At 70.3% G+C, this 24044-nt stretch carries 17 protein-coding genes; 14 read left to right on the forward strand and 3 right to left on the reverse strand.

The genetic code is table 11. The features are described 5' to 3' along the window. The first annotated feature begins 3 nt into the window (after positions 1-3). The 12 genes from Q9S78_RS02900 (at position 4) to Q9S78_RS02955 (ending at position 19828) form a co-directional block, all read left to right on the forward strand. Entirely contained in the window at positions 4-489 is a 486-nt protein-coding gene (locus Q9S78_RS02900) for a hypothetical protein (protein ID WP_311868768.1), read from the forward strand. 5 nt (positions 490-494) lie between these two features. Continuing rightward, positions 495-1136 (forward strand): hypothetical protein, encoded by a 642-nt coding sequence (locus Q9S78_RS02905; protein ID WP_311868770.1) that lies wholly within the window; start codon positions 495-497, stop codon positions 1134-1136. 45 nt (positions 1137-1181) lie between these two features. Then, positions 1182-1622 (forward strand): cupin domain-containing protein, encoded by a 441-nt coding sequence (locus Q9S78_RS02910; protein ID WP_311868771.1) that lies wholly within the window; start codon positions 1182-1184, stop codon positions 1620-1622. Between the two features lie 3 nt (positions 1623-1625). Next, a complete protein-coding gene (locus Q9S78_RS02915) occupies positions 1626-3923 on the forward strand; it encodes an ATP-binding cassette domain-containing protein (protein ID WP_311868773.1) in 2298 nt (765 codons plus the stop codon). Positions 3924-4102: 179 nt separating this feature from the next. Beyond that, positions 4103-10213, forward strand: a complete 6111-nt coding sequence (locus Q9S78_RS02920) for an Ig-like domain-containing protein (RefSeq protein WP_311868775.1) — start codon at positions 4103-4105, stop codon at positions 10211-10213. Positions 10214-10255: 42 nt separating this feature from the next. Further along, complete coding sequence (locus Q9S78_RS02925; RefSeq protein WP_018185813.1) at positions 10256-11230, forward strand: AAA family ATPase; 975 nt, start codon at positions 10256-10258, stop codon at positions 11228-11230. Then, on the forward strand, positions 11227-12570 hold the full coding sequence (locus Q9S78_RS02930; RefSeq protein WP_018185812.1) for a DUF58 domain-containing protein: 1344 nt from the start codon (positions 11227-11229) through the stop codon (positions 12568-12570). The genes Q9S78_RS02925 and Q9S78_RS02930 overlap by 4 nt, the downstream gene beginning before the upstream one ends. Beyond that, the gene (locus Q9S78_RS02935) at positions 12567-14879 is read left to right on the forward strand and encodes a transglutaminase TgpA family protein (RefSeq protein WP_311868778.1); all 2313 of its coding nucleotides are present in this window, start codon (positions 12567-12569) and stop codon (positions 14877-14879) included. Before Q9S78_RS02930 ends, Q9S78_RS02935 begins: the two co-directional genes overlap by 4 nt. Before the next feature lie 20 nt (positions 14880-14899). Then, a complete protein-coding gene (locus Q9S78_RS02940) occupies positions 14900-15925 on the forward strand; it encodes an RDD family protein (protein WP_311868779.1) in 1026 nt (341 codons plus the stop codon). After that, positions 15922-16743, forward strand: coding sequence for a PP2C family protein-serine/threonine phosphatase (locus Q9S78_RS02945; protein ID WP_311868781.1), 822 nt, complete (start codon positions 15922-15924; stop codon positions 16741-16743). Before Q9S78_RS02940 ends, Q9S78_RS02945 begins: the two co-directional genes overlap by 4 nt. Beyond that, positions 16743-18134, forward strand: a complete 1392-nt coding sequence (locus Q9S78_RS02950) for an FHA domain-containing protein (protein ID WP_311868784.1) — start codon at positions 16743-16745, stop codon at positions 18132-18134. Before Q9S78_RS02945 ends, Q9S78_RS02950 begins: the two co-directional genes overlap by 1 nt. Continuing rightward, positions 18131-19828, forward strand: a complete 1698-nt coding sequence (locus Q9S78_RS02955; RefSeq protein WP_311868785.1) for a serine/threonine-protein kinase — start codon at positions 18131-18133, stop codon at positions 19826-19828. Before Q9S78_RS02950 ends, Q9S78_RS02955 begins: the two co-directional genes overlap by 4 nt. A 9-nt stretch (positions 19829-19837) precedes the next feature. On the opposite strand, the gene Q9S78_RS02960 is transcribed toward Q9S78_RS02955, so the two are convergent. After that, positions 19838-20272 (reverse strand): recombinase family protein, encoded by a 435-nt coding sequence (locus Q9S78_RS02960; RefSeq protein WP_018185806.1) that lies wholly within the window; start codon positions 20270-20272, stop codon positions 19838-19840. A 157-nt stretch (positions 20273-20429) separates the two neighbouring features. On the opposite strand from Q9S78_RS02960, the gene ypfJ reads away from it, so the two are divergent. Both ypfJ and Q9S78_RS02970 read left to right on the forward strand, forming a co-directional pair. After that, complete coding sequence (ypfJ, locus tag Q9S78_RS02965) at positions 20430-21302, forward strand: KPN_02809 family neutral zinc metallopeptidase (RefSeq protein WP_018185805.1); 873 nt, start codon at positions 20430-20432, stop codon at positions 21300-21302. Positions 21303-21494: 192 nt separating this feature from the next. Beyond that, on the forward strand, positions 21495-23042 hold the full coding sequence (locus Q9S78_RS02970; RefSeq protein WP_311868789.1) for a DEAD/DEAH box helicase: 1548 nt from the start codon (positions 21495-21497) through the stop codon (positions 23040-23042). 104 nt (positions 23043-23146) lie between these two features. Here Q9S78_RS02970 and Q9S78_RS02975 read toward each other — a convergent pair whose 3' ends face one another. Further along, positions 23147-23557, reverse strand: coding sequence for a hypothetical protein (locus Q9S78_RS02975; protein ID WP_311858625.1), 411 nt, complete (start codon positions 23555-23557; stop codon positions 23147-23149). Beyond that, positions 23554-24015 carry an FAD synthase family protein gene (locus Q9S78_RS02980; RefSeq protein ID WP_018185802.1) on the reverse strand — a complete coding sequence of 154 codons (462 nt, stop codon included), beginning with the start codon at positions 24013-24015 and terminating at the stop codon, positions 23554-23556. Before Q9S78_RS02980 ends, Q9S78_RS02975 begins: the two co-directional genes overlap by 4 nt. Positions 24016-24044: the final 29 nt, after the last annotated feature.

The raw sequence follows: 24044 nt of genomic DNA on the forward strand, positions 1-24044 counted from the left end.
CGCATGCCCCGTCAGCGCCGCCCCTTGACCGTGTTCGCCGTCGCGGCGATCACGCTCTGCGCCGGAGCGCTCGGCCTCTCCGGATGCGCCGCATCCGCGGACCCCGACACCGCGGGACTCGAAAGCGAGCTCGCGTCGGTCGGGGGAGTCAACGGTGCGTTCGTGTGGACGACGCATCCGAACGCACCGTGGGTGACCCGCGTGCAGGTGATGCTGTTCCTCGACGACCCCTCGGATGCCGGAGTCGTCGACGCCGTGCGCGCCGCCGCCCCCGTGCTGTCGGCCGATGATGCCGTCGCCGACGCGGATGCGGTGGCGCTGACGTTCATCGACGGTCAGCGCGGCGACTACACGGCCCGCGGTGAGGCGAACCGCGACGTCATCGGCCTCGCGTCCGAGATCGCGTCCACCCTCGGTGTGACCGATGCCGGCAAGCGTCAGCTGCTCGTCTCGCCCGACGAACTGCGGGCGCTCGCCGGCACGGAGTGAGCGTGATGGCACGGCTCGCCTTCCCCCTGCCGGGCACCTGGCTCGCGATCGATCCGCGAGACGAAGAAGCATCCTTCGACCGGGTGGATGCCGCGGTCCGCGACATCGTGGGCGTCGCCGACGATGCCGTCGCGGCCCGTCGGCGGCTGCGCGATCAGCTCCGGACCGTCGTCGGGGCGGCCCGGGCGTCGGAGGCGCAGGGCGTCTTCCTCTGCCTCGAGGTCGCGCCGGGGGTGCGGTTGCCCGCGACGCTCACGGTGCACGCGCCCTCGGCGATGTCCATGACCCCCGCGATCGGCACCGCGTCGGCCGCCGTGCTCGACACCCTTCATCGCAGCCTCCAGGCGTTGGAGGTGACGGGGATCGACACCGCCGTTCGCGTGCCGGCGCCCGACGGGGGAGCGCTGCGCATCCACCGGCACGTCGCCGAGACGGTCGAGGGCGCGCCCGTCGAGGCGCCACCCGTCGAGACGCCAGTGCAGCGGCTCGAGGTCGATTACTGGTTCGCCGTCCCCGGCTCCAAGCGCGTCGTGCTCGCGAGCTTCGGGGCGCCGCTCGGACACCTGCACGACGCGATGCTGAACCTCTTCGACTCGATCGCCGCGGCCGCGAGGTTCGAGTCCGCCGCGCCGAGTCTTGCCCCGTGAGGTTTGCTCCCGGGATCATGTGGAGACGGCGACCGGGAGGCAGACATGACGGGGTACGAGATCACCGAGATCGGCGGGCTCGATCAGTGGCGCGACCACTTCGGCGGCTTCGCGCCGGCGCGCTCGCGTGACGGTCGACGCGTCGTCGATCACGAGCTGGCGATGCAGTACATCGGGTTGACCGCCAACGCCCTCGAACCGGGGGAGCAGGCCGGTTACTGGCACACCCACTCCGAGGTCGAAGAGCTCTACGTCTTCCTCGAGGGTCGGGGTCAGATGGGACTCGACGACGACCTCGTCGAGGTGGGTCCAGGCTCCGTCGTCCGGGTCGGGCAGGGCGTGTGGCGCACGTGGCGCGCCCACCCCGAGAGCCCCGGTCAGCTCCGCTGGCTGTGCATCCGCGCCGGCGCGGAGGTGCTCCCCGAGGTGCCGTCGGATTCGACGCGGGCCGAGCGGCCGATGCCGTGGTCCGCGCCGGAGGGGTGAGCCGTGGCATCCGATCGTCACGTCGCGGACGCGCACGACGTCATCCGCGTCGTCGGGGCGCGTGAGAACAACCTCAAGGACGTCGACGTCGAGATCCCCAAGCGACGCCTGACGGTGTTCACCGGCGTGAGCGGATCGGGCAAGTCCTCGCTCGTGTTCGGCACGATCGCCGTCGAGTCCCAGCGCCTCATCAACGAGACCTACCCGACCTTCGTGCAGCAGTTCATGGCGCAGCTGAGCCGCCCCGACGTCGACGGACTCGAGAACATCAGTCCCGCGATCATCGTCGACCAGGAACGCATGGGGGCCAACGCGCGCTCGACGGTCGGCACCGTGACCGACGCCTATGCCATGCTCCGCCTGCTCTTCAGCCGCCTCGGCGAGCCGCACATCGGGTCGCCGCAGGCCTTCTCGTTCAACATCCCCTCCGCGCCGGGATCCGACACCGTCACCGGCGGCATGTGCCCGCGCTGCGAGGGGCTCGGCGAGGTGAGCGACGTCGACCTCGACGAACTCTTCGACAGCTCGAAGTCACTGTCGGAAGGCGCGATCACCGTGCCCGGCTACAACGTGGACGGCTGGATGGTGCGCATCTTCACCGAGTCCGGGTTCCTGGATGCCGCCAAACCGATCGCGTCGTATTCGCCACAGGAGCGTGCGGACTTCCTCTACAAGGAGCCCACCAAGGTGAAGCTCCAGAACATGAACATGACCTACGAGGGTCTCGTTCCGAAGATCACGAAGTCGTTCCTGCAGAAGGATCGCGAGGCTCTGCAGCCGCACGTCCGTGCGTTCGTCGATCGGGCGGTCAAGTTCCTGCCGTGCCCGGAGTGCGGCGGCAGCCGTCTCAACGCCGGCGCCCGCTCGTCGAAGATCGGTGGGGCCGACATCGCCGAGGTCTCCGCGATGCAGATCACCGATCTGTCGGCCTGGCTCGACAGCGTCGACCCGACGTCGATCGGTCCGCTGCTGTCGTCGCTCAAACGGGTCATCGCCTCGTTCATCGACATCGGCCTCGGCTACCTGTCGCTCGACCGCTCGTCGGGGACGCTGTCGGGCGGCGAGGCGCAGCGCACGAAGATGATCCGTCATCTCGGTTCCGCGCTGACCGACGTGACCTATGTCTTCGACGAGCCCACCGCGGGCCTTCACCCGCACGACATCCAGCGGATGAACGACCTGCTCCTGCTGCTGCGCGACAAGGGCAACACCGTGCTCGTCGTCGAGCACAAGCCCGAGGTCATCGCGATCGCCGACCACGTCGTCGACCTGGGACCGCAGGCGGGCTCGCGCGGCGGGCAGATCATGTACGAGGGGGATGTCGCGGGTCTCCGCGCCTCGGACACGCTCACGGGCCGGCACCTCGACCACCGCGCGGCGCTGAAATCGAGCACGCGCACCGCGACCGGCTCGCTGCCGATCCGCGGTGCGACCCAGCACAACCTCACGGGCGTCGACGTCGACATCCCGCTCGGCGTGCTGACCGTCGTCACGGGTGTCGCCGGCTCGGGCAAGTCGTCCCTCATCCACGGGAACGTCCCCGCGTTCGATGACGTCGTCGTCGTCGACCAATCGCCCATCAAGGGTTCGCGCCGGTCGAGCCCCGCGACGTACACCGGCGTGCTCGACGCGATCCGGACCGCGTTCGCCAAGGCCAACGGCGTGAAGGCCTCGCTGTTCAGCGCGAACTCCGAGGGCGCCTGCCCCGCGTGCAAGGGGCTCGGCGTGATCATCACGAACCTCGGCTACACCCAGAGTGTCGAGACGCGCTGCGAGGTGTGCGACGGCTCCGGGTTCAGCGACGCCGTCCTGGAGTACACCCTCGACGGCAAGAACATCGCCGAGGTCCTCGCGATGTCGGCCGAGGAGGCCCACGGCTTCACGACGGGGTCGGCCAAGACGACGCTCGCCCGGATGGTCGACGTCGGCCTCGGCTACATCACGCTCGGTCAGGCGCTCAACACCCTCTCCGGAGGCGAGCGCCAGCGGCTGAAGCTCGCGATCGCCATGGCGAAGAAGGGGGCGGTGTACGTCCTCGACGAGCCGACCACGGGTCTGCACCTCGCCGACGTCGACAACCTGCTGTCGCTTCTCGACCGGTTGGTGGATGCCGGCAACTCCGTCATCGTCATCGAGCACCATCAGGCGGTCATGGCGCACGCCGACCACCTCATCGACCTCGGTCCGGGCGCGGGACGGGACGGCGGACGGGTCGTGTTCGAAGGGACGCCGGCGGCACTGGTGAAGGAGCGGTCGACGCTGACGGGAGAGCACCTCGCACGGTACGTCGGCGCGGTCTGAACCGCCTCGGCACGGCCGAACCCACGAGCATAGATGGGGAGAACTCCCCACGTCACGCGCTCGCCCGATATTCGTCTCTCGCTTAGTCTTTATGGCGTCCACACGCCGTGGCAGTCGGTCTTCTCACCGGCCGCCACGGTTCTGCATGCATGACTGCCTCGGGGGAAGTCAGAACACTCATGAAGTCGTTCACCTGGCTGCGTTCTCGGCCCAAGACGTTCGCCTCGATCGGTGCGGTGACGGCCGCGGTCGTCGCTGTCAGCGTCCTCGCCCTGACCTACGACGGTGAGCCGACGACCGAGGTCGAGCTCAACGACGGCGGTGTCTGGCTCACCAAGCAGACGAGCTTGCTCGTCGGACACTTCAACAACGAGTCGCGCGTGCTCGACGGGGGTCTTCGCACGCTGTCGGCGGACTACGACATCCAGCAGGCCGGCAACCGGGTCCTCGTCACGGACGAAGCAGAGAACACCGCCACCGCGATCGACCCGTCACGGGTCGTGCTCTCGGACAGCGCCGACATCCCCTCGGGCGCGAACGTGGTGCTCGGCGGCCCCACCGTCGCGACGATCGACGAGGACGGCGCCCTGCGCGCCGCCCCCTTCACCTCGATCGCCGCGGTCGGCAAGGAAGCCGGCGATCCGATCGCGAAGCTCGGTCGCGGCGCCGCGGTGACCGTCAGCACCGCCGGCGTCGTCTACGCCGTCTCGGCGAAGTCCGGCAAGATCTTCGCCTACGGCCCCAACGCCGAGGGCACCTACGTGCAGACCGCCGAGCGCGAGCTGGAGGGCATCGACAAGGACGACGAGCTCTCGATCACCTCCGTCGGCGGAGTCAGCGTGGTCCTCGATCAGACCACCTCGATGCTCTACTCGACCGACGGGCTGCAGGCCGAGGTGCCGGGCGACGCGGTTCTCCAGCAGCCCTCCAACGCGACCGACACCGTCACGCTCGCGACGCCGTCGCAGCTCGTCCGGGTGCCCCTGGGCGGCGGGGACCTCGTGACGAAGGATGCCGGCAGCGGCGGCGGTGCGCCGGCTCAGCCGGTGTACGTCGCGGGCTGCGCCTACGGCGCCTGGTCGGGCACCGGCGCCTTCGTGCGCGACTGCACGGGCGACGGCGACGACGTGCAGAAGACCATCAAGGGTGTCAAGAAGTCCAGCCAGCTCCGCTTCCGCGTGAACCGGGACGTCGTCGTCCTGAACGACATCTTCGGCGGATCGGCGTGGATGGCGAGCGACGCACTGCAGCAGGTCGACAACTGGGAGGACATCACTCCTCCCGAGGGCGAGGGCGAGGAAGAGGAGGAGACGACGGAGGAGACCATCCAGTCGACCCTCCCCGAGCGCACCGAGCAGAACACGGCTCCCGTCGCCGAGAACGACCGCTACGGCGTCCGTCCGGGTCGCACGACGGTCCTCCCCGTCCTCGAGAACGACCTCGACGCCGACGGCGACGTCCTCGTTGCGAAGGTGGTCACGCCGCCGTCGGTCGGGAAGGTGACGCCGATCTACGACGGCACCGCCCTGCAGATCGCCATGCCCGAGGATGCGAGCGGGACGACCTCGTTCACGTACGAGGTGTCGGACGGTCGCGGCGGAAAGGACAGCGCCCGCGTCGCGCTGACGGTTCGGCCGCTCAGCGAGAACTCCCCGCCGGTCCAGAAGCGCAAGACCGCGATCACCGTGGAGACGGGCGGCGTGGTCTCCTACAACGTGCTGACTGATTGGGTAGACCCCGACGGGGACGACATCTTCCTGCAATCTGTCACTCCCGACGGTGGCGACGAAGCCGAGTTCACCTCCGACGGCCAGATCACCTATCGCGCGATCGGCGGCACGCAGGGTCGGAAGGACGTTCCGGTCTCGGTGTCGGACGGAAGCGACTCCGCCGTAGGCGTCGCGCGGTACGACATCCGTCCGCTCGGAACCACCCTCCCTGTCACGAACGCGGATCACGTCGTGACCCGCCCCGACCGTCCGGTCACCGTTCGCCCGCTGACGAACGATACGAGCACCGGCAACGAGCAGCTCCGCCTCACCCGTGTCGACGACGTCGAAGGCGGCGCTGTGACGCGCGACTATCCCGACAAGTCGTTCACGTTCCAGTCCGCCAAGATCGGCACGTACTACGCCACCTACCTCGCCTCGGCCGGACCGAACTCGGCTCCCGGCATCGTGCGCATCGATGTGCTCCCCGAAGAGGATGCCGACGTCGCGCCGATCGCCGTCCGTGACGTCGCCCTCCTGCCGGCCGGTGGCGACGTGCTCGTCAATGTGCTGGGCAACGACACCGACCCGGCGGGCGGCGTTCTGGTCGTTCAGTCCGTGACCGTCGATGAGGACGCGGGTGTGGCCGCGGCCGTGCTCGGGCATGAGACCATCCGCGTCAGCGACCAGGCGTCGCTCGACAAGCAGGTCCGCTTGACGTACACGATCTCGAACGGATCGCAGTCGGCCGACGGCGAGATCATCGTCATCCCAGTGCCGGCTCCGGAGAAGCTCCGCCCCCCCATCGCCGTCGACGACGAGGTCGTCGTGCGTACCGGCGACGTCGTGACCATTCCGGTGATGGACAACGACTACAGCCCGAACAACGACGAGATCCACATCTCGCCCGAACTCGTGCCGCCGCTCGTCGACGATGCGGACGGCGACCTGTTCGTCTCCGAGGACACGCTGCGCTTCCGCGCCGGGTCGGAGCCGAAGACGGTCAACGCGACATATGAGGTCGAGGACTCCAGCGGCCAACGCGACGCCGGTTACGTCACGATCCGGATCCTGCCCCGCGACGACACGTCGAACGCCGCGCCGCGACCGCGCGACGTGACGGTCCGCACGCTCAGCGGGTCGGCTGTCACGGTTCCCGTCGACCTGAACGGGATCGACGCGGACGGCGATTCCGTCGAGCTCGTGGGTCTCGCATCCTCGCCGAAGAAGGGCCGGGTGTCTGCCATCGAGGCCGACTCCTTCACTTACACCGCTTTCGAAGATGCGGTGGGTGTCGATCGGTTCCAGTACCGGGTACGCGACGCTCTCGGTAAGGAGGCGACAGCATCCGTCCAGATCGGCATCGCCCCGGCCCCGACGACCAACCAGGCTCCTTACGCGGTGCGCGACACGATCACGATGCGGCCTGGGCGCACGGTCGCCGTCGACGTGCTGAAGAACGACTCCGACCCCGACGGCGACAAGTTCACGTTCGCCAAGAACGCGGTGGAGGTCCCCGACGTCGCGGGGCTCAGCGCGAAGGTCTCGGGACAGCAGTTGCTCATCACGGCGCCTGAGAAGCCGATGCAGACGAGTGTCATCTACACGATCGCCGACGAGCGCGGGCTCCGCGCGACGACGTCCGTGCAGATCACGGTCGACCCCGATGTCCCTCTCGCCCGTCCGATCGCTCGAGACGATCGCGTCCTCCCCGACCAGGTGAAGGAAGACGGCACCGTGACGGTCGATGTCCTCGCCAACGACGATGACCCCGACGGCACAAGGTCTGCCCTTGAGGTATCGCTTGGCAAGGGCGGCGACAATGCGCGTGTCGGATCGGGCGGTCGTGTCAGCCTGACCGTCACCGACCAGCGTCAGCTCATCACGTATCTCGTCAAGGATGAGGACGACCAGGTCTCTGCAGCATTCATCCACGTTCCGGCGCTCGTTGATCTTCCCCCCACCCTTCTCTCGACCGAGGGCGTGACTGTCAAGAGCGGGGAGTCGATCGACCTGCCCCTGTCGGAGTACGTACGTGCTTCGGGCGGCGGCAACGTCGTGATCACCGAGACCGAGAAGGTCTCGGCGGCGCACAGCAACGGCGCGAGCCTCGTGAAGGACGAGTCGACGCTCACCTACACCTCCGCGGAGCGTTACTTCGGATCGGACGCGCTCACGTTCGAAGTCACCGACGGCTCCGGGCCCGATGATGACACCGGCCGCAAGGCGACGTTGACCATCCCGATCACGGTGCTGCCGCCGGACAACGAGCCGCCCACGATGACGGGCGCGTCGATCTCCGTCGCGCCCGGCGAGGAGGCGACGACTCTCGGCCTGCGGGAGCTGGCTTCGGATCCCGACCCGGGCGATATGGAGAAACTGACGTTCTCCCTCGCCTCCGACGCGCCATCCGGTGTCAACGCGTCGATCGACGGACAGACTTTGCAGGTGTCCGCGCAACCTGACGTGGATAAGGGCACGCGGTTCTCGCTGACCGTCCGTGTCACCGATGGGGAGACGGACCCCGTCGAAGCAAACATCCAGGTTACGGTCACCGCGTCGACCCGCGAGCTGCCGTCGGTCAACGACGATGTCGTCAAACAGGCGGACCAGGGCGAGACCGTGTCGGTGAACGCATTGAACAACGACGTCAACCCGTTCCCTGAGAAGGCCCTCCAGATCGTGAACACACAGATCGAGACGGGCGATGTCACGAGCGTGAGGGTGTCCGGCCCGAACGTGAATGTGACGACGTCGAAAGAGTTCGTCGGGAACGTGGTCGTCCGCTACACGGTCCAGGACGCGACAGGAGACGCCGACCGGCGTGTCGACGGACGCATCCGCATCACCGTTCAGGGGCGGCCTGAGGCGCCCGGTAAGCCGACCGTGACCACGGTACGGAGCCGGACCGTGGTTCTCAGCTGGACCCCGCCCGCGGACAACGGTCGTCGGATATCGGGCTACACGGTCACCTCGACCGCGGGTGGCTACACCCGGGAATGTCCCTCCACGACGTGCACCCTCGACGGGCTGACGAACAACGTCGAGTACAACTTCGTCGTCACAGCGACCAACAGCGTCGGCGAGTCCGATCCGTCGGTGCCGTCGGAGACCGCGCGTCCGGATGTGCGTCCCGACCAGCCGGCGCCCCCGGCGCTGGCGTTCGGTGATCGTAGTCTCGACGTCACGTGGAAGACACCACGTACTGAGGGGTCGCCGGTCGAGAGCTTCACTCTCGAGATCTCACCCGCACCGCCCTCCGGCGTCGCGCAGAAAACAGGCGTGACCGGGAACAAGCTGAAGTGGGACGGGCTGCAGAACGGTACGGAGTACCAAGTACGGGTCCGCGCCCACAACCGCGCACCCGAGCCTTCCGACTTCTCGCAGTGGTCCGCGGGAGAGATCCCTGCCGCACCGCCGGCGGCGGCGGGCGCTCCGACGGTGGCCCGTCTCGAGCCGGTCGGGGGCCGTGCTCAGATGCGCGTGTCCTGGAACCAGCCTGCGGAGAACGGCGACGCGATCGCCGCCTACGAGTTGCGAGTCATCCGCGGCGGCAGCGTCGTCCAGAAGATCTCGGTACCGGCAGGTCAGACGAGCCAGGCCGTCGTCGTCGACACCTCCCAGACCAACTACACCTACACCGTGCGGGCGCGCAACAAAGCAGGGTGGGGCAAGCTGAGTCCTGAATCCGCTCCGCGCCGTGCCTTCACGCCGCCGGGTGCTCCGTCTGGTGTCACCGCGGGCGAGGGCGACAACCAGGTCACGGTCCAGTGGCAGCCGGCCGCGTCGAACGGTGCCACCGCGAACGAGATCCAGTACCAGTACAACGTGAACGGCAGCGGATGGCGTGCCGATTGGGTCGCGGGCGGCGGTTCAGGGACGTCCGGCACGATCGGCAACGGCGTCGTCAACAACAACGGCTCGTACACGGTCCAGATCCGGGCCGTGGCCACCGCGGACGGCACGACCTACGAGGGACCCGCGTCGGCGGCCTCCAACCAGGTCGCCCCGTACGGGCAGATCGGTAATCCGTCGGCCAGCGCATCGCGGGCGGGCGACGGGCGGACGATCTCGATGAGCTGGTCGTCGCCCGCCCCCAACGGGCGGCCTGTCACGACCGAGATCCGCACCGGTGACGGCCGAGGATGGCGTGTCGTCGCGGCCTCGGGCACCGAGAACTACGACGTCGGGTACAGCACGACGCGGACGATCGAAGTGCGAACGAGCGCTGCGGGCAGCCAGACCACCACCGCGCAAGCGAGTGCGACGACCGTCGACGCGCCGCCGCCACCGCAACCGCAGGTCTGGGTGACGAAGGGAGACGGTGGGCCGCAGGCATGCGTCAACGGCTGCTACTACTTCGTGGTCAACACCAAGAACTTCCCAGGGGGGAGCTATCGGATCGACTGCAACGCGACGGGCGACCCCAGGTTCAACGACTACAACGGTCCGTTCAACGTCCCTTCCGACGGCTCGGTCCAGATCACGTGCTGGCACGGATCGGACAACGTGGATGTCTGGGTGGACATCCTCGGCTGGGGAGGCGACGTGGACACCGAGAAACGCTTCTGGGCCAAGTAGGACCAACGAACACGATGAAGATGACGAAGAAGGACTGAACGAATGAGCATGACCCCCGAACAGGCGGCCTGGTTCCGCGACACGTTCACGCGACTCGTCGACAACGTCGACCAGGCGCTGATGGGCAAGCGCGAGGTCGTCGGCCTCGTGCTGGCGGCGATGCTCGCCGAAGGTCACGTCCTCCTCGAGGATGCGCCGGGCACGGGCAAGACGAGCCTCGCGAAGGCACTCGCGGCGAGCGTGCAGGGGTCGTCGACCCGCATCCAGTTCACGCCCGACCTGCTGCCCTCGGACGTGACGGGCGTCACGATCTACGACCAGCAGAACCACAAGTTCGAGTTCCACAAGGGTCCCGTATTCGCCTCGATCGTCCTCGCCGACGAGATCAACCGCGCCTCGCCGAAGACGCAGTCGGCGCTCCTCGAGGTCATGGAGGAGTCCCGCGTGACGGTCGACGGCGTGCCGCACGAGGTGGGTCGACCGTTCCTCGTCATCGCGACGCAGAACCCCATCGAGCAAGCCGGAACGTACAAGCTCCCCGAGGCGCAGCTCGACCGCTTCATGATCAAGACCTCGATCGGCTACCCGTCTCTCGCCGTCGCCGAGCGGATCCTCGCCGGCGACGTCGACCGCAACCCGTCGGGCAAGCTGAGCCCCGTCATCACGACGAAGGCCGTCGCCGATATGGCCGATCTGGCCGCCACCGTCCACGTCGACCCGGCCGTCGCGCGCTACGCCGCGCAGCTCGTCGAGTCGACCCGCGAATCCGATGCCACGAAGCTCGGCGTCTCGGTGCGTGGCGCGATCTCGATGATGCGGATCGCGCGTGTGGTCGCGGCATCCCAGGGTCGTCACTACGTCATCCCCGACGACGTGAAGGCGCTGGCGGCACCTGTCTGGACCCACCGTCTCGTCCTCGACCCCGAGGCCGAGTTCTCGGGGACGACGTCCGAGTCGGTCATCGAGCGCGCCCTCGGCCAGGTCGAGGCGCCTCTCGCGAGGGCGTCCGCCGAATGACGATGACGCCGGAGACGGTCGCCGAGGCGCCGGACGCGCCCGGCCCCTCCGGCGCGCCCGCGGGCACCGCACCGGACGCCGCCGAGGACGCGGCGCTGCTCGCGCCCCGCGAAGCGACGCGGTGGGAGAAGGTGCGAGAGGACGCCGGGGTGTGGGCGCGCCGCGCGGGTTCCCGCGCGCGGATCATCGCCGAGGTGATCCAGCTCACCGGCTGGGTCGTCATCGCCGCCGCGATCATCCTCTGGATCACGGCGTTCTCGCTCGGCTGGCAGGAGGCGTTCGTTGCGGCGATCGTGGCGACGGTGCTGGCGCTCCTATGCATCGTCTTCCTCTTCGGGCGGACCGCGTACGAGGTCGATCTCGACCTCACCCGCACGCGCGTCGTGGTGGGCGAGCGGGCCGTCGGTGCGCTGAAGCTCGCGAACCTCACGTCCCGCTCGCTGCTGCCCTCCGAGATCGTCCTGCCGGTCGGTTCCGGTCGCGGCGTCTTCCAGGTGCCGCGGCTTCAGGCGGGGGAGGAGCACGAGGAGCTCTTCGCCATCCCGACGACCCACCGCGGCGTGCTCGCCGTCGGTCCGGTGAGCGTCCTCCGCGGCGACCCGCTGGGCCTGTTCGAACGCACGCACGACCGCCGTCAGGCCGTCGACCTTTTCGTACACCCGCGGACGCTGCCGCTCGAGGGGCTCTCGCTCGGGCAGATGCGCGACCTCGAGGGCCTGCCCGATCAGCACCTCGCCCGTGACGACGTCTCGTTCCACGCGCTGCGCGAGTACCAGCCCGGCGACGATCTGCGCCACGTGCACTGGAAGTCCACGGCGCGCACCGGCACGCTCATGGTGCGCGAGTACGAGCAGACCCGTCGCTCGCACTTCGTCGTGGCGCTGTCGACGCACCCCGGCGAGTACCGCGACCCCGAGGAGTTCGAGACCGCGATCTCCGTCGCCGGCTCCGTGGGCCTGCGCGCCCTCCGCGACTCGCGCACCCTGGACGTGCGCACGTCGGCCGGCAAGATCCGCGCCGAGACCGGACGCCGGTACCTCGACTCGCTCTCCGCGCTCGAGAGCACGAAGCCGCGCGACGGCGGGATCGTCGCGCTCGCCGGCATCCTGGCCGCGCACTCCCCGGATGCCGCCGTCGCCGTCCTGCTCTGCGGGTCGACGGTCGACGCCGGACAGCTGCGCCTCGCCTGCTCGCGCGTGCCCTTCGGCGTGCGGACCCTCGCGATCATCGCCGACAGTCGCCTCGAATCGCCGGTCCTCCGCCGCGTGGGCGACGCTGATGTCGTCGCGCTCGGCCACCTCGATCAGCTTCCCAACGCCCTCCGCAAGGTCCTCTCGTGAACCGGCTCGCCTTCCTTCTGCTGCCGGGCGCGACCTGGCGGCGCGTCGTCGCGGACATCGCCGCCATCGTGCTCCTGCTCGGCGTCGGGATCGTCGGGTTCGCCGCGACCTTCGACGGCCCGGCCTACCTCGTCGCGACGATCGGCGCGCTCGTGTTCGGCCTGGCGCTCGCATGGGTGGGCGCCCGGTGGCGCTGGGGCATCCTGTCCCTCGCCGGGGCGACGATCGCGCTCTACTTCCTGCTCGGCGGTGCCCTGGCCCTGCCGTACACGACCTTCCTCGGGGTCGTGCCGACCCTTGAGACGTGGCGCCAGCTGGCGCTCGGCGCCGTCACCTCGTGGAAGGACCTCCTCACGACGGTGCCGCCGGTCGACCCGGGTGATGGCCACCTGATCGTCCCGTTCCTGATGACCCTCGTCGCGACGGTGCTCACGGCGTCCCTCGCGCTGCGCCTGCGTCGCGCGGCGTGGGCGCTGATCCCGGCATCCGTCTACATCGCCGGTGAGATCCTCCTCGGCACGGCGCAGACCGTGGCGCCGATCGTGCAGGGCGCCCTCTTCGTCGCCGTCGCCGTCGTGTGGCTCGCGCTGCGCACCATGTGGAGCCCGGAGCGCACGGCCGTCGAGGCAGCGACCCCCGGAGCCGACGCCTCGCGCGCCGCTCGGCTGCGCCGTCTGGTGTCGGGCGGGATCGTCCTGGCCCTCGCGACGGGTGCAGGGGCTGCGGTCGCGGCGACCGCCAGCCCGCCCACCCAGCGGTACATCCTGCGCGACTTCGTCGTCCCGCCCTTCGACATCCACGACTACGCGAGCCCGCTGCAGTCCTGGCGGAAGTACGTCCGCGACTTCAAGACCGACCAGCTGTTCACCGTCAGCGGGCTGCCGAAAGACGGCCGCGTGCGCCTCGCGACGATGGACGCCTACGACGGCGTCGTCTACAACGTCGCCGAGGACGGCGCCGGATCCTCGAGCGCCTTCACCTCGATCCGGTCGAACATGTCGCCCGAGGCGACCGGCACCGAGACCAAGGTGCGCGTCGACATCGAGGAGCTGTCCGGCGTGTGGCTCCCCTCCGTCGGATCGGCCCGCGACATCGAGTTCCAGGGAGACCGGGCGACCGATCTCCGTCGCGGCGCCCACTTCAACGATGCGACCGGCACCGCGGTGGTCACCTCGGGCGTCCAGTCCGGTGACGCGTACACGATCGACACGATCATCCCGCCCGTGATCAAGGACGAGCAGCTCGCCGAGACGCCCTTCGCTCCGCTGAAGATGCCCAAGCAGACCGGCATCCCGCAGGCGCTCAGCGAGATCGCCTCGGATGCGACGGAGGACGCCGAGACGCCCATCGACCAGGCGCGCGCGCTCGAGAGCTACCTGAAGACCGACGGATACTTCAGCCACGGTCTCGCCGATGACGTGTACTCGCCGTCCGGTCACGGCTCGGCACGCATCTCGATGCTCGTGAACAACGACCAGATGGTGGGCGACGACGAGCAGTACGCCGTCACGATGGCGCTCATGGCCACCCAGCTCGGCATGCCTGCCCGTGTCGTCATGGGCTGGCATCCCGATGAGGGTGAGAAGGATGCCGGGGGTGTCTTCACCGCGACGGGCGAGAACATGCACGCCTGGGTCGAGATCGCCTTCGAGGGCAAGGGGTGGATCCCCTTCGACCCGACTCCCGACGAGGACAACGAGCCGAGCCAGCAGAACACGAAGCCGCGCGCCAACCCGAAGCCGCAGGTGCTGCAGCCGCCGCCGCCCGCGCAGGAACCGGCCGATCAGCCGCCGGCACTCGCCGAGGAGCGCGATCAGGATGAGGACGAGGAGCCCGGCCCGGACTGGCTCGGACCCGTGCTCCTCTGGACGGGCGTGGGGCTCGGCGGCATCCTGCTGCTGATGTCGCCGTTCCTGGTGATCGGTGGGCTCAAGGCGGCTCGTCGCACCCGGCGACTGCGCGCGGAGCGCACCGCCGACCGCGTGTCGGGCGGCTGGGACGAGCTGGTCGACCGCGCTGTCGACTACCGCGTGGCCGTGCCTCCCGGATCGACCCGCGCCGAGAGCGCAACGGTCGTCGGCGACGCGTTCGACGGTTCTCGCGTTGCGACACTCGCGCAGCAGGCCGACGCCGAGGTGTACGGCCCCGGTGACCCGACCCCTGAGGACGTCGACGCCTTCTGGCGCGAGGTCGACGAGATCGTCGCGGGCATGGCCGGCGGTGCCACGTTCTGGCAGCGTCTTCGGGCCCGGCTGAGCCTGCGATCGCTCCGACGCAGTCGGGCGGGTCGATCGGTGCGCCGGCGATGACCGGGGGTGCCCCTGCGACGATGCCTCACCGCGTCGGCGCCGTCGTCATCGACTCCGTCATCGCGGCGGCGGTCGCCGCCGCGGTCACGGGGGGCGTCCTGGCCGTGTCCGTCCTGTCGGCCGGCGTCGTGGGGATCCTCGTCCTGCTTCCCGCCGTGGCGGGCACCTCGCTCGCCTGGTTCCTCGTCCACACCGCCCTGCAGGGCGGCCGGGGCTCGATCGGCATGCGCGTCATGGGGCTGCGGCTCGAGCGGGCCGACGAGGGCGACGGGCGGCTCGGCTTCGGCCGCGCACTCGGGCGCAACCTCGTGTGGACGCTCACCTGCAGTGTCGTCGTCGGTCTCTTCTCACCTCTGTTCGACTCGTCGCGGTGGCGGCGTGGATGGCACGACCTGGCTGTGGGGGCCGTCATCGTCCACCCGGCCGACGTCCTGGCGGTGACGCCCGCCGCGCCGGTCGAGCCTGCGCTCGCTGCACGGATCGAACCCGCGCCCGTCCTCATCCCGCAGACCGCGGCGGCCGCGGCGGCGCCAGATCCCCGGCCCGTCGTCTCGGCGGCGGCCACCGGCCACGGCGACCCCCTCCCTGCGCCGTCGTGGGCTCCGGCATCCGTTCCGGCGAACCGGCCGATCCCGCGGACGCTGCCGGTCGACGTGATCTCGACCGTCCCCGGAGTGCCGCACCGCGACGGCCGGCCCGCATCGGCCGAACGGGTCTCGCCGCCCGTGATCGCGATCCTGCGCTGGGATGACGGGACGCGGCACACGATCTACGAGCCGACGCTGTTCGGTCGGGGGCCCGGCCAGCAGGAGGGGCGGCGCAGCACACCCGTCCGCGACGAGACCCTGTCGCTGTCGAAGACGCACTTCGAGGTCGGCGCCGACGAGCGGGGCTCGTGGGTCGTCGACCGTCACTCGCTCAACGGCGTCGTGATCGTCCGTGCCGGTCAGCCGCAGCGGCTTGTCCCGGGTGAACCGGCGCGCATCTGGTCGGGCGACGTCCTCGAACTCGGCGATCGACGACTGACGGTGGAGTCCGCGCGATGATCGCGATGGACGTGCAGGTCGGGGCGGCGACGCACCCGGGCCTGCGTCGACGCGTGAACGAGGACTCCCACCTGGCGGAGTATCCGCTCTTCCTCGTCGCCGACGGCATGGGCGGCCACGATGCGGGCGCCGCGGCGAGCTCCGCCGTCGTGGCCGAGTTCCGCGCCCTCGTCGGTCAGGACTCCGTCGGGATCGACGGGATGCGGGCGGCCCTCGCGCGTGCCCGCGCCGCCGTGCACCGCATCGGTCACGAGGGGCGGGCCGCCGGCACCACCCTCACCGGCGTCGCGGTCACCGAAGTCGGCGGCCACGGATACTGGCTCACCGTCAACGTGGGCGACTCTCGCACCTACCGCTTCGCGGACGGTGAGCTCGAGCAGATCAGCGTCGACCACTCCGTCGTGCAGGAGCTCATCGACGCGGGCGAGCTGACCGGCGAAGCCGCCGGACGGGATTCGCGCCGCAACGAGATCACCCGGGCGATCGGCGCGGGCAGCGGCGGCGAGGCGGACTTCTGGCTCATCGCGGCCGAGCCGGGCGATCGCATGCTGATCTGCTCTGACGGCCTGTCGGGCGAGGTTCCCGAGGACCGCATCAGCGACATCCTCCGAGAGGTCGTCGACCCGCAGGATGCCGCGACCCGCCTCGTGCACGAAGCGATGCTCCACGGCGGTCGCGACAACATCACGGCCGTGGTGGTCGATGCCGTCCGCGTGGCGGGGCAGGATGATGATGCGTACGACACGGCTCCCGCGGGGGGCGCGTCGTACGCCGAAGAGGACACACGGCCGCGAGCAGCGGCAGGAGGAGACGCCTGATGCGCGCAGTGCGATATCGGCCCGACGGCGCCCCGGAAGCCTGGCGTGCCGCCGTGACCGGCTCGGCGCTCGCCGTGCTGCCCCCGGCTGTGACCCCGCACGCCGTCGAGGGTGTGTGGCGCCGGCTCGAGAACGGCGGGATCGGCGCCGTCCTCGAATCCCTCACAGGGGCGTTCGGCACGTCGCTCGCGGCGATCCCGCCGTTCGGTCTCGCCGTCGCGGAGGGCGACGGGGTGCGCGTCGCAGTTCGCGGTCCGGTGACCCTCGTCGTCGAGACCGCCGACGGCGTCGATGCGGTCTCGGGTGCCGGCGTCGCGACGTGGACCGAGAGGTTCCTGCCGGGCGTCATCCGCGTGAGCGTCGACCTCGGGACAGCCGCGGATGCCGACCTGTTGCCGATCGAGTCGGGCGTCGTCCCCGTCGCCGAGATCATCTTCGACGTCGCAGAGCACGAGACCGCCGCGCCGGTCGCAGCGCCCGTGACGGCGGGGGAGCCCCTCGCCGAGCCGGAGCCGGAACCAGTCGCCGAGCCCGAGCCGGAGCCTGTCGCCGAGCCGGAGCCCGAGCTCGAGCCCGAGCCCGCACCGGAGCCGGAGGCATCCGCTGTGGCACCCGACGATCTGGGCGAGACCGTCGCCTCGCCGCGCACGCTGGCGAAGGAACCTGAACCGGAATCGGAGCCGGAGACCGAGACGCCGGGGCTGGTCACGGGGGTTCCACCGATCCACACGCTCGGCGGCTCGCCCGTCTCGGTCCCCGTGCCGCACGATGCGCCGCGGCCGCCGGACCCCGGCGAGACGATCTCCGGGCCGGATGAGGACGCCGTCCTCGGGGCGACGATCGTGAGTTCCCGGGTGGCGCCGCAGGGCACCGCGCCCGTCCCCGCCCTGCCCCCGTTCGTGCCGCCGCACCCCGCGCCGCCCCTCCCACCGGTTGCGGATGCGTCGGCGCTGGGCGACCACGACGGTGCGACCGTATCCGTCGCCGAAGCGCGCGCGATGCGGTCGGCATCCTTCGACTCGATCGAGGACGTGCCGCCGCGGAGCCCGTCGCGGGGCCGCATCCGCCTCGCCGACGGCCGCGTCGTCGAACTCGAGCGCACAGTCATCATCGGCCGCCGACCGCGCTCGACGCGACCGGCCGAGAACGAGCTGCCGACCCTCGTCGCCGTGGACGGCCCACAGCACGACATCTCGCGCAACCATGTCGAGATCCGCGCGGAGGGTGAGCACGTGCTCGCCGTCGACCTCGCGAGCACGAACGGCACCGTCCTGCTCCGGGGCGGCCACGACCCGGTGCGGCTGCACCCGAACGAGCCCACCATGGTGATCGACGGCGACGTGCTCGACCTCGGCGACGGCGTCACCCTGACCTTCGAGGACCTTCCGTGAGCTCGAAGCGAGCCCCCGCCGCGCCACCGGAGCTTCCTGGCTTCTCCTACGTCCAGGTGCTCGGCTCCGGCGGATTCGCCGACGTCTACCTGTACGAGCAGGCGTTGCCCAGGCGTCGCGTCGCCGTCAAAGTGCTCCTCGCCGACAAGATGACGAGCGGCGCGGCCGAGCAGTTCCAGGCCGAGGCGAACGTCATGGCGATGCTCTCGACGCATCCCGCGATCGTCACGATCTACCAGGCCGGTGTCGCCGGCGACGGCAGGTCGTATCTCGTCATGGAGTACTGCTCCAAGCCGAACCTGCAGGTCCGCGCCCGCTCGGCCCCCATCTCGGTGGCCGAGGCGCTGCGCGTCGGCATCCAGGTCGCGGCGGCGGTCGAGACCGCCCATCGTGCGGGCATCCTGCACCGCGACATCAAGCCGGCGAACATCCTCGTCACCGAGTACAACAGGCCCGCCCTCACCGACTTCGGCATCGCGACGACGGCGGACGGCATGGATCCGTCTGCGGGGATGTCGATCCCGTGGTCGCCGCCCGAGTCCTTCGCGGACGCGCCGGACTTCACCGTGCGCTCGGACGTGTGGGCGCTGGGGGCGTCGGTCTACAACCTGCTCGCGGGACGGTCGCCGTTCGAGGTGCCCGGTGGACGCAACGGCGGCGCGGACCTGATCCGCCGGATCGAATCCGAGCCACTCGCCCGCCTCGAGCGGGCCGACGTCCCCGCGTCGCTCTTCCAGGTGCTCGAACGGGCGATGTCCAAGCGCCCGACCGACCGTTTCGAGTCGGCCGTCGCGTTCGCCCGTGCGCTGCAGAAGGTGCAGATCGAGCTGGCCCACTCGGTCACCCCGATCGACATCCTCGACGACGCCCCGCCCGTCGAGGAGCAGGAGGAGGAGGGCGAGCTCACCCGCGTCCGCGGCATCGTCAGCATCGACCCGCACACCTCCCCGGCGGCAGGGCCCACGTGGGAGCGGACCGCCCTCGCGGCAGGTCTCGCGACCGGGACGGATGCCACGCAGCACCGCGACACCTCGGGGTGGGCCCCCGGTGCCACGGCCTCCGCGACCGGCGTTGACTCGACCGTCCTGCGACCGCCGACCGCGATCCCGCCGTCGGCCCCCGCCGCCGCGGCGTCCGAGCCGGATGACGGCACGATCGTCCGGGGGTCGCAGCGGATCGCCGCCGGCGAGACCCCTCCGGCGACATCACCGACCGCGCCGCCGGCGTCGGCCGGTGAGACCGTCGGTCGGACGGCCGCGCCGGCTCGGTCGCGTCGGGGACTGTGGGTCGGGCTCATCGCCGCTGCCGTTGTCGTCGTCGTGGTGGTCGGCGCGGTCGTCGTCGCATCGCTGCTCGCGCCGCACGCGACGGAGGCGAAGCCCGCGCAGTCCTCGGCCCCGACTCCGAAACCCCAGGAACCCGACGCGGAGTTCATCGCGGCGCCGACCGACGGGTCGAGCCGCATCCAGAACGGCAAGGCGGTCTTCCGGTGGGTCAACCCCGACCCGCAGGACGGCGACACCTACCTGTGGCAGCAGGTGCGCCTCGACGGCGCTGAAGCCACCCCCGCGAACGCCCCCAAGGCGCGCGTGTCCGTTCCTCTCGGGGACGAGACCCAGATCTGCATCGACGTCAGCGTGCGCCGCGAGAACGGCGCGACGAGCGACCCGCTGCGCATCTGCGCGACATCCTGACGGCGGGGATCAGCCCCGGTCGAGCACCTTCACGATGACCGACCGGCGGCGGAGCTCCGCGACCGTGCGGGTCTCCTCGTGCGCGTCGCGGCCGAGGGCCTTCACGTCGGTGACGACGAGCACGTCGCCGGCGCCGAGGCGCCCGAACAGGCGTGTGAGACGTTCCTCCCAGGTCTCGCCGATGTCGGGGGCGGGATGCCGGAACCCCTCGATCGGCACGCCGAACTGCGCGAGCGCGTCACGCTGGGCGACGACGCTCGGCATGTCGGGCCGCGAGACGACGAGCCCCACGAGTCGTGAGCCGGCGGGGAGCGCCAGCCACCACTCCGGGCTGGGGTGCAGGGCGGCGAAGCCGGGGGCATCCGTCGTCGGATCGTCGGGGATCGCGATGAGGCGCGATTCCGCGTAGTCCCCGGGTGCCGGTTCGTCCGCGTGTGCGTCCACTGTGATCTCCTCCGCGAGCGACGATGCGGTCAGCCCCGTCGCAGTCCATTGTGACCGATCGCCCCATTCTGGCCGACGCGCGACCGTCCCGAACACGGTCCGCGGCCTGAAATCAACCCGTGTGCCGCGCCGATCGGGGCGGAGTACCGTCCGTCGCATGACCTTCAACCCGAATGCGGATGTGCGGGGCAAAAGCGCGACTCGCCGCGGGGGCCGCGGCGCCGTCGTCGCCGGGGGGGCCGGAGTCGGCGTCATCGGCATCGCCGTCCTGCTGATCAGCCTCTTCACCGGTCAGGATTTCAGCGGACTCCTGGGCGGATCACCCGGTGGGGGCACCGGCTCCGAGGGTGAAGCGCTGCAGAACTGCACGACGGGTGCCGACGCGAACAACGACGACGCGTGCCGGCTCGACGCCGGCGAGGAGGTCATCAACTCGTACTGGCAGAACGAAGTCGAGGGGTACCGCGCACCCGATCTCGTGCTCGTGGAGCAGCAGACGTCATCGCCCTGCGGCACGGCATCCAATCAGACCGGTCCGTTCTACTGCCCCACCGACGAGACCGTCTACATCGATCCGACGTTCTGGTCGATCCTCCGGAACCAGCTCGGCGCCGAGGGAGGCGAGTTCGCGCAGCTGTACGTGCTCGCGCACGAGTACGGCCACCACGTGCAGCACCTCACCGGGATCTTCGAGGACCACCCGCGCGACGGGACCGGCGAGGACAGCAACGCGGTCCGCACCGAGCTGCAGGCCGACTGCTTCGCCGGGGCGTGGGCGGCTGAGGCGCCGAATCAGAAGGATGCCTCCGGTCAGTCCTTCCTGCAGAAGCCGACGCAGGCCCAGATCGACGATGCCCTGTCCGCGGCATCCGCCGTCGGCGACGATCACATCCAGCAGCAGTCCGGACGTGTGAACCCCGAGAGCTGGACGCACGGGTCGAGCGAGCAGCGCCAGCGCTGGTTCATGGCCGGATACACGGGCGGATCCGGCGCCTGCGACACCTTCTCCGTCTCGGGCCAGCAGCTCTGAGAGGCCGGTCCGGGAGCCACCTGATAGGCTGAAGGGGTTGCGGCGCCTTTCCTGGTGCCCCTCGCGTCGTAGAACGCATCATCCGCTGCCGATCCATCGATCGTCGCTGGCGACTCCTTCTCACGGCGAACCCGTCTGCGCACTCGCACTCGGGACACCGATCCGGGCGATCACGCCCGAGTTAGTTCTCTCATGACTGAACCCACGTTCGGCACGCTCGGCGTGCCCGCTCCCCTCGTCGCCGCGCTGGCTGCCGACGGCAAGACCACCGCGTTCCCGATCCAGATCGACACGCTCCCCGACACGCTCGCCGGTCGCGACGTGCTCGGCCGCGGTCGCACCGGCTCGGGCAAGACCCTCGCCTTCTCGATCCCCATGGTCGCCCGCCTCGGGCAGGAGCTCGCCGGCGGCACCCGCCGCCGCGGCCGCATCCTCGGCCTCGTGCTCGCCCCGACCCGCGAGCTCGCGACGCAGATCGACCGCGTGCTCGCTCCGCTGGCAGCCGCCTACGGGATGAAGACCGCCACCGTCTTCGGCGGTGTGAACCAGAACCGTCAGGTCGAGGCCATCCGCGCCGGCGCCGACATCGTCGTGGCCTGCCCGGGCCGCCTCGAGGACCTCATGCAGCAGAAGCTCGTGAGCCTCGACGCCGTCGAGATCACCGTCATCGACGAGGCCGACCACATGGCCGACCTCGGCTTCCTGCCCGGCGTCACGCGCATCCTGAACGCGACCCCGCAGGGTTCGCAGCGCCTGCTGTTCAGCGCCACGCTCGACAACGGCGTGGACAAGCTGGTCAGCCGCTTCCTGCAGAACGAGGTGCTCCACTCGGTCGACGAGGCGCACTCGCCCGTCACCGCCATGACCCACCACGTGTTCCACGTGCCCGGCTCCGACGAGAAGAAGGAGCTCGTGCGCTTCCTCGCGTCGGGCACCGGCCGTCGCATCCTGTTCCTTCGCACCAAGCACGCCGCGAAGAAGCTCGCCAAGCAGCTGACCTCGCAGGGCATCCCGTCGGTCGACCTGCACGGCAACCTGTCGCAGCCGCAGCGCGACCGCAACCTCGCAGCCTTCTCGGCCGGCACCGCCCGTGTGCTCGTCGCGACCGACGTCGCCGCCCGCGGTGTGCACGTCGACAACGTCGAGCTCGTCGTCCACGTCGACCCGCCCATGGAGCACAAGGCGTACCTGCACCGTTCGGGCCGCACCGCTCGCGCCGGCGCCGAGGGCGCCGTCGTCACGATCGTCCTGCCCGAGCAGCGTCGCGACGTCGACTCGCTCCTGCGCAAGGCCGCGATCTCCGTCACGCCCGAGACCGTGACCGCGGCATCCGCCTCGGTCGTCGAGCTCGTCGGCGAGGTCGCCGCGCACGTCACCCCGGCACCCGAGCAGCCGCAGACCCGCGGCGGCGGTCAGAGCCAGGGCGCGAACGCGCAGCGCAAGCGCGCCGCCCGCGAGGGCCAGGGCGACCGCGGTCGCTCCGGCCAGGGCGGCGGACGCGGCGAGGGTGGCCGTGGCCGTGGCCAGGGTCGTGCCGCGGATGCGGCGCGCCGCTCCGCCGACGCGCCGCGCCGTGACGGCCAGCCCGCTCGCACCGCCGGCTCCGGCCAGACCACGTCGCACGGCGCGCCCAAGGCCGGCGGCGCTCGTCGCACCGGTCGTCGCGCCAGCGGTGGCGGTGCGCTCACCGTCGGGTCGGTCGTCCGCCAGAACGGTGCCGGCCGCCGCAGCGGTCGCTGACCCGCAGCATCCAGGTCGAGAGCCGCACCCCGTCCACAGGGGTGCGGCTCTCGCCGTCTGTCCCGCACGACGGTGGGCGGGACAGGTCTCGAAAAGTCCGGGGCTCAGCCGGCGGCATCCATCAGCGGATCGATGACGGCGCCGGTGACGGTGACCATGCGGCCGGTGATCGAGGCGACGCGGAAGACGGTCGCCTGCGGCGGGGTCGAGGCGTCGAGGGGGAGGATGACGACCTCCACCCGGTAGTCGCCGACGGTCAGGATGCCGTGGCCGGGCGCATCGGCGAGGACCACATAGGTCCGCGCTCGAGCCCGCGCCCAGTCCTGCTCGGCGCGGGAGGAGGCTCTCGGGTCACGGGAGCGGGGGAAGATGCGGCGCAGCGGCGGAGGGTCGAGTCCGCTGGTCGGTCCGCTCAACACCCGCAGGGGGTAGAGGGCGAGGACCTGGCCGACGAACAGTTCGATGACTTCGTCGGGACCCTCGGATCGCGCGCTGTCGTCGCGCGCCGTGGTCACGCCGACTCGGAACGCAGCTCGCGGTCGTACAGCGTCTCGGCTGAGGCGACCTCGAGCGCACGACGCAGCTGGGTGCTCGAGGTGTGCGCCGTGTACGGGAAGTAGACGACCTCGACCCCGACCTCGGCGAACTCCCGTTCGAGACGGTTGCCCTTCTCGGTGCCGCGCCAGTCGTCGCCTTTGAAGAAGTGCGTGAAACCGACCTCGCGCCACACGGCCAGCTTGTCGGGCACGCGCTCGATGTGGACGTGATCCACGAAGCGGATGCCGCGCACGATGTCGGCTCGCTCAGCCGTCGGGATGAACGGGTCGACGCCCTTCACCTCGTGCAGCATCTCGTCGCTGACCACACCGGCGACGAGCATGTCGCAGTTGTCCCTCGCGTGGCGAAGGATGTTCAGATGTCCCACGTGGAACAGATCGAACGCCCCCGCGGCGTAACCGATACGCACAGTCATAGCAAGCTCCCCAGCCAGCTAAATCGAGC

It is taken from the genome of Microbacterium aquilitoris, assembly GCF_031932285.1.
Taxonomy (GTDB): Bacteria; Actinomycetota; Actinomycetes; order Actinomycetales; family Microbacteriaceae; genus Microbacterium; species Microbacterium aquilitoris.

What these genes read in the sequence shown, in the direction of transcription:
- Q9S78_RS02905 (WP_311868770.1), top strand. Translation starts at nt 495, where the DNA reads ATGGCACGGCTCGCCTTCCCCCTGCCGGGCACCTGGCTCGCGATCGAT.
- Q9S78_RS02945 (WP_311868781.1), top strand. Translation starts at nt 15,922, where the DNA reads ATGATCGCGATGGACGTGCAGGTCGGGGCGGCGACGCACCCGGGCCTG.
- Q9S78_RS02970 (WP_311868789.1), top strand. Translation starts at nt 21,495, where the DNA reads ATGACTGAACCCACGTTCGGCACGCTCGGCGTGCCCGCTCCCCTCGTC.
- Q9S78_RS02940 (WP_311868779.1), top strand. Translation starts at nt 14,900, where the DNA reads ATGCCTCACCGCGTCGGCGCCGTCGTCATCGACTCCGTCATCGCGGCG.
- ypfJ (WP_018185805.1), top strand. Translation starts at nt 20,430, where the DNA reads ATGACCTTCAACCCGAATGCGGATGTGCGGGGCAAAAGCGCGACTCGC.
- Q9S78_RS02980 (WP_018185802.1), bottom strand. Translation starts at nt 24,015, where the DNA reads ATGACTGTGCGTATCGGTTACGCCGCGGGGGCGTTCGATCTGTTCCAC.
- Q9S78_RS02920 (WP_311868775.1), top strand. Translation starts at nt 4,103, where the DNA reads ATGAAGTCGTTCACCTGGCTGCGTTCTCGGCCCAAGACGTTCGCCTCG.
- Q9S78_RS02950 (WP_311868784.1), top strand. Translation starts at nt 16,743, where the DNA reads ATGCGCGCAGTGCGATATCGGCCCGACGGCGCCCCGGAAGCCTGGCGT.
- Q9S78_RS02925 (WP_018185813.1), top strand. Translation starts at nt 10,256, where the DNA reads ATGAGCATGACCCCCGAACAGGCGGCCTGGTTCCGCGACACGTTCACG.
- Q9S78_RS02900 (WP_311868768.1), top strand. Translation starts at nt 4, where the DNA reads ATGCCCCGTCAGCGCCGCCCCTTGACCGTGTTCGCCGTCGCGGCGATC.
- Q9S78_RS02910 (WP_311868771.1), top strand. Translation starts at nt 1,182, where the DNA reads ATGACGGGGTACGAGATCACCGAGATCGGCGGGCTCGATCAGTGGCGC.
- Q9S78_RS02930 (WP_018185812.1), top strand. Translation starts at nt 11,227, where the DNA reads ATGACGATGACGCCGGAGACGGTCGCCGAGGCGCCGGACGCGCCCGGC.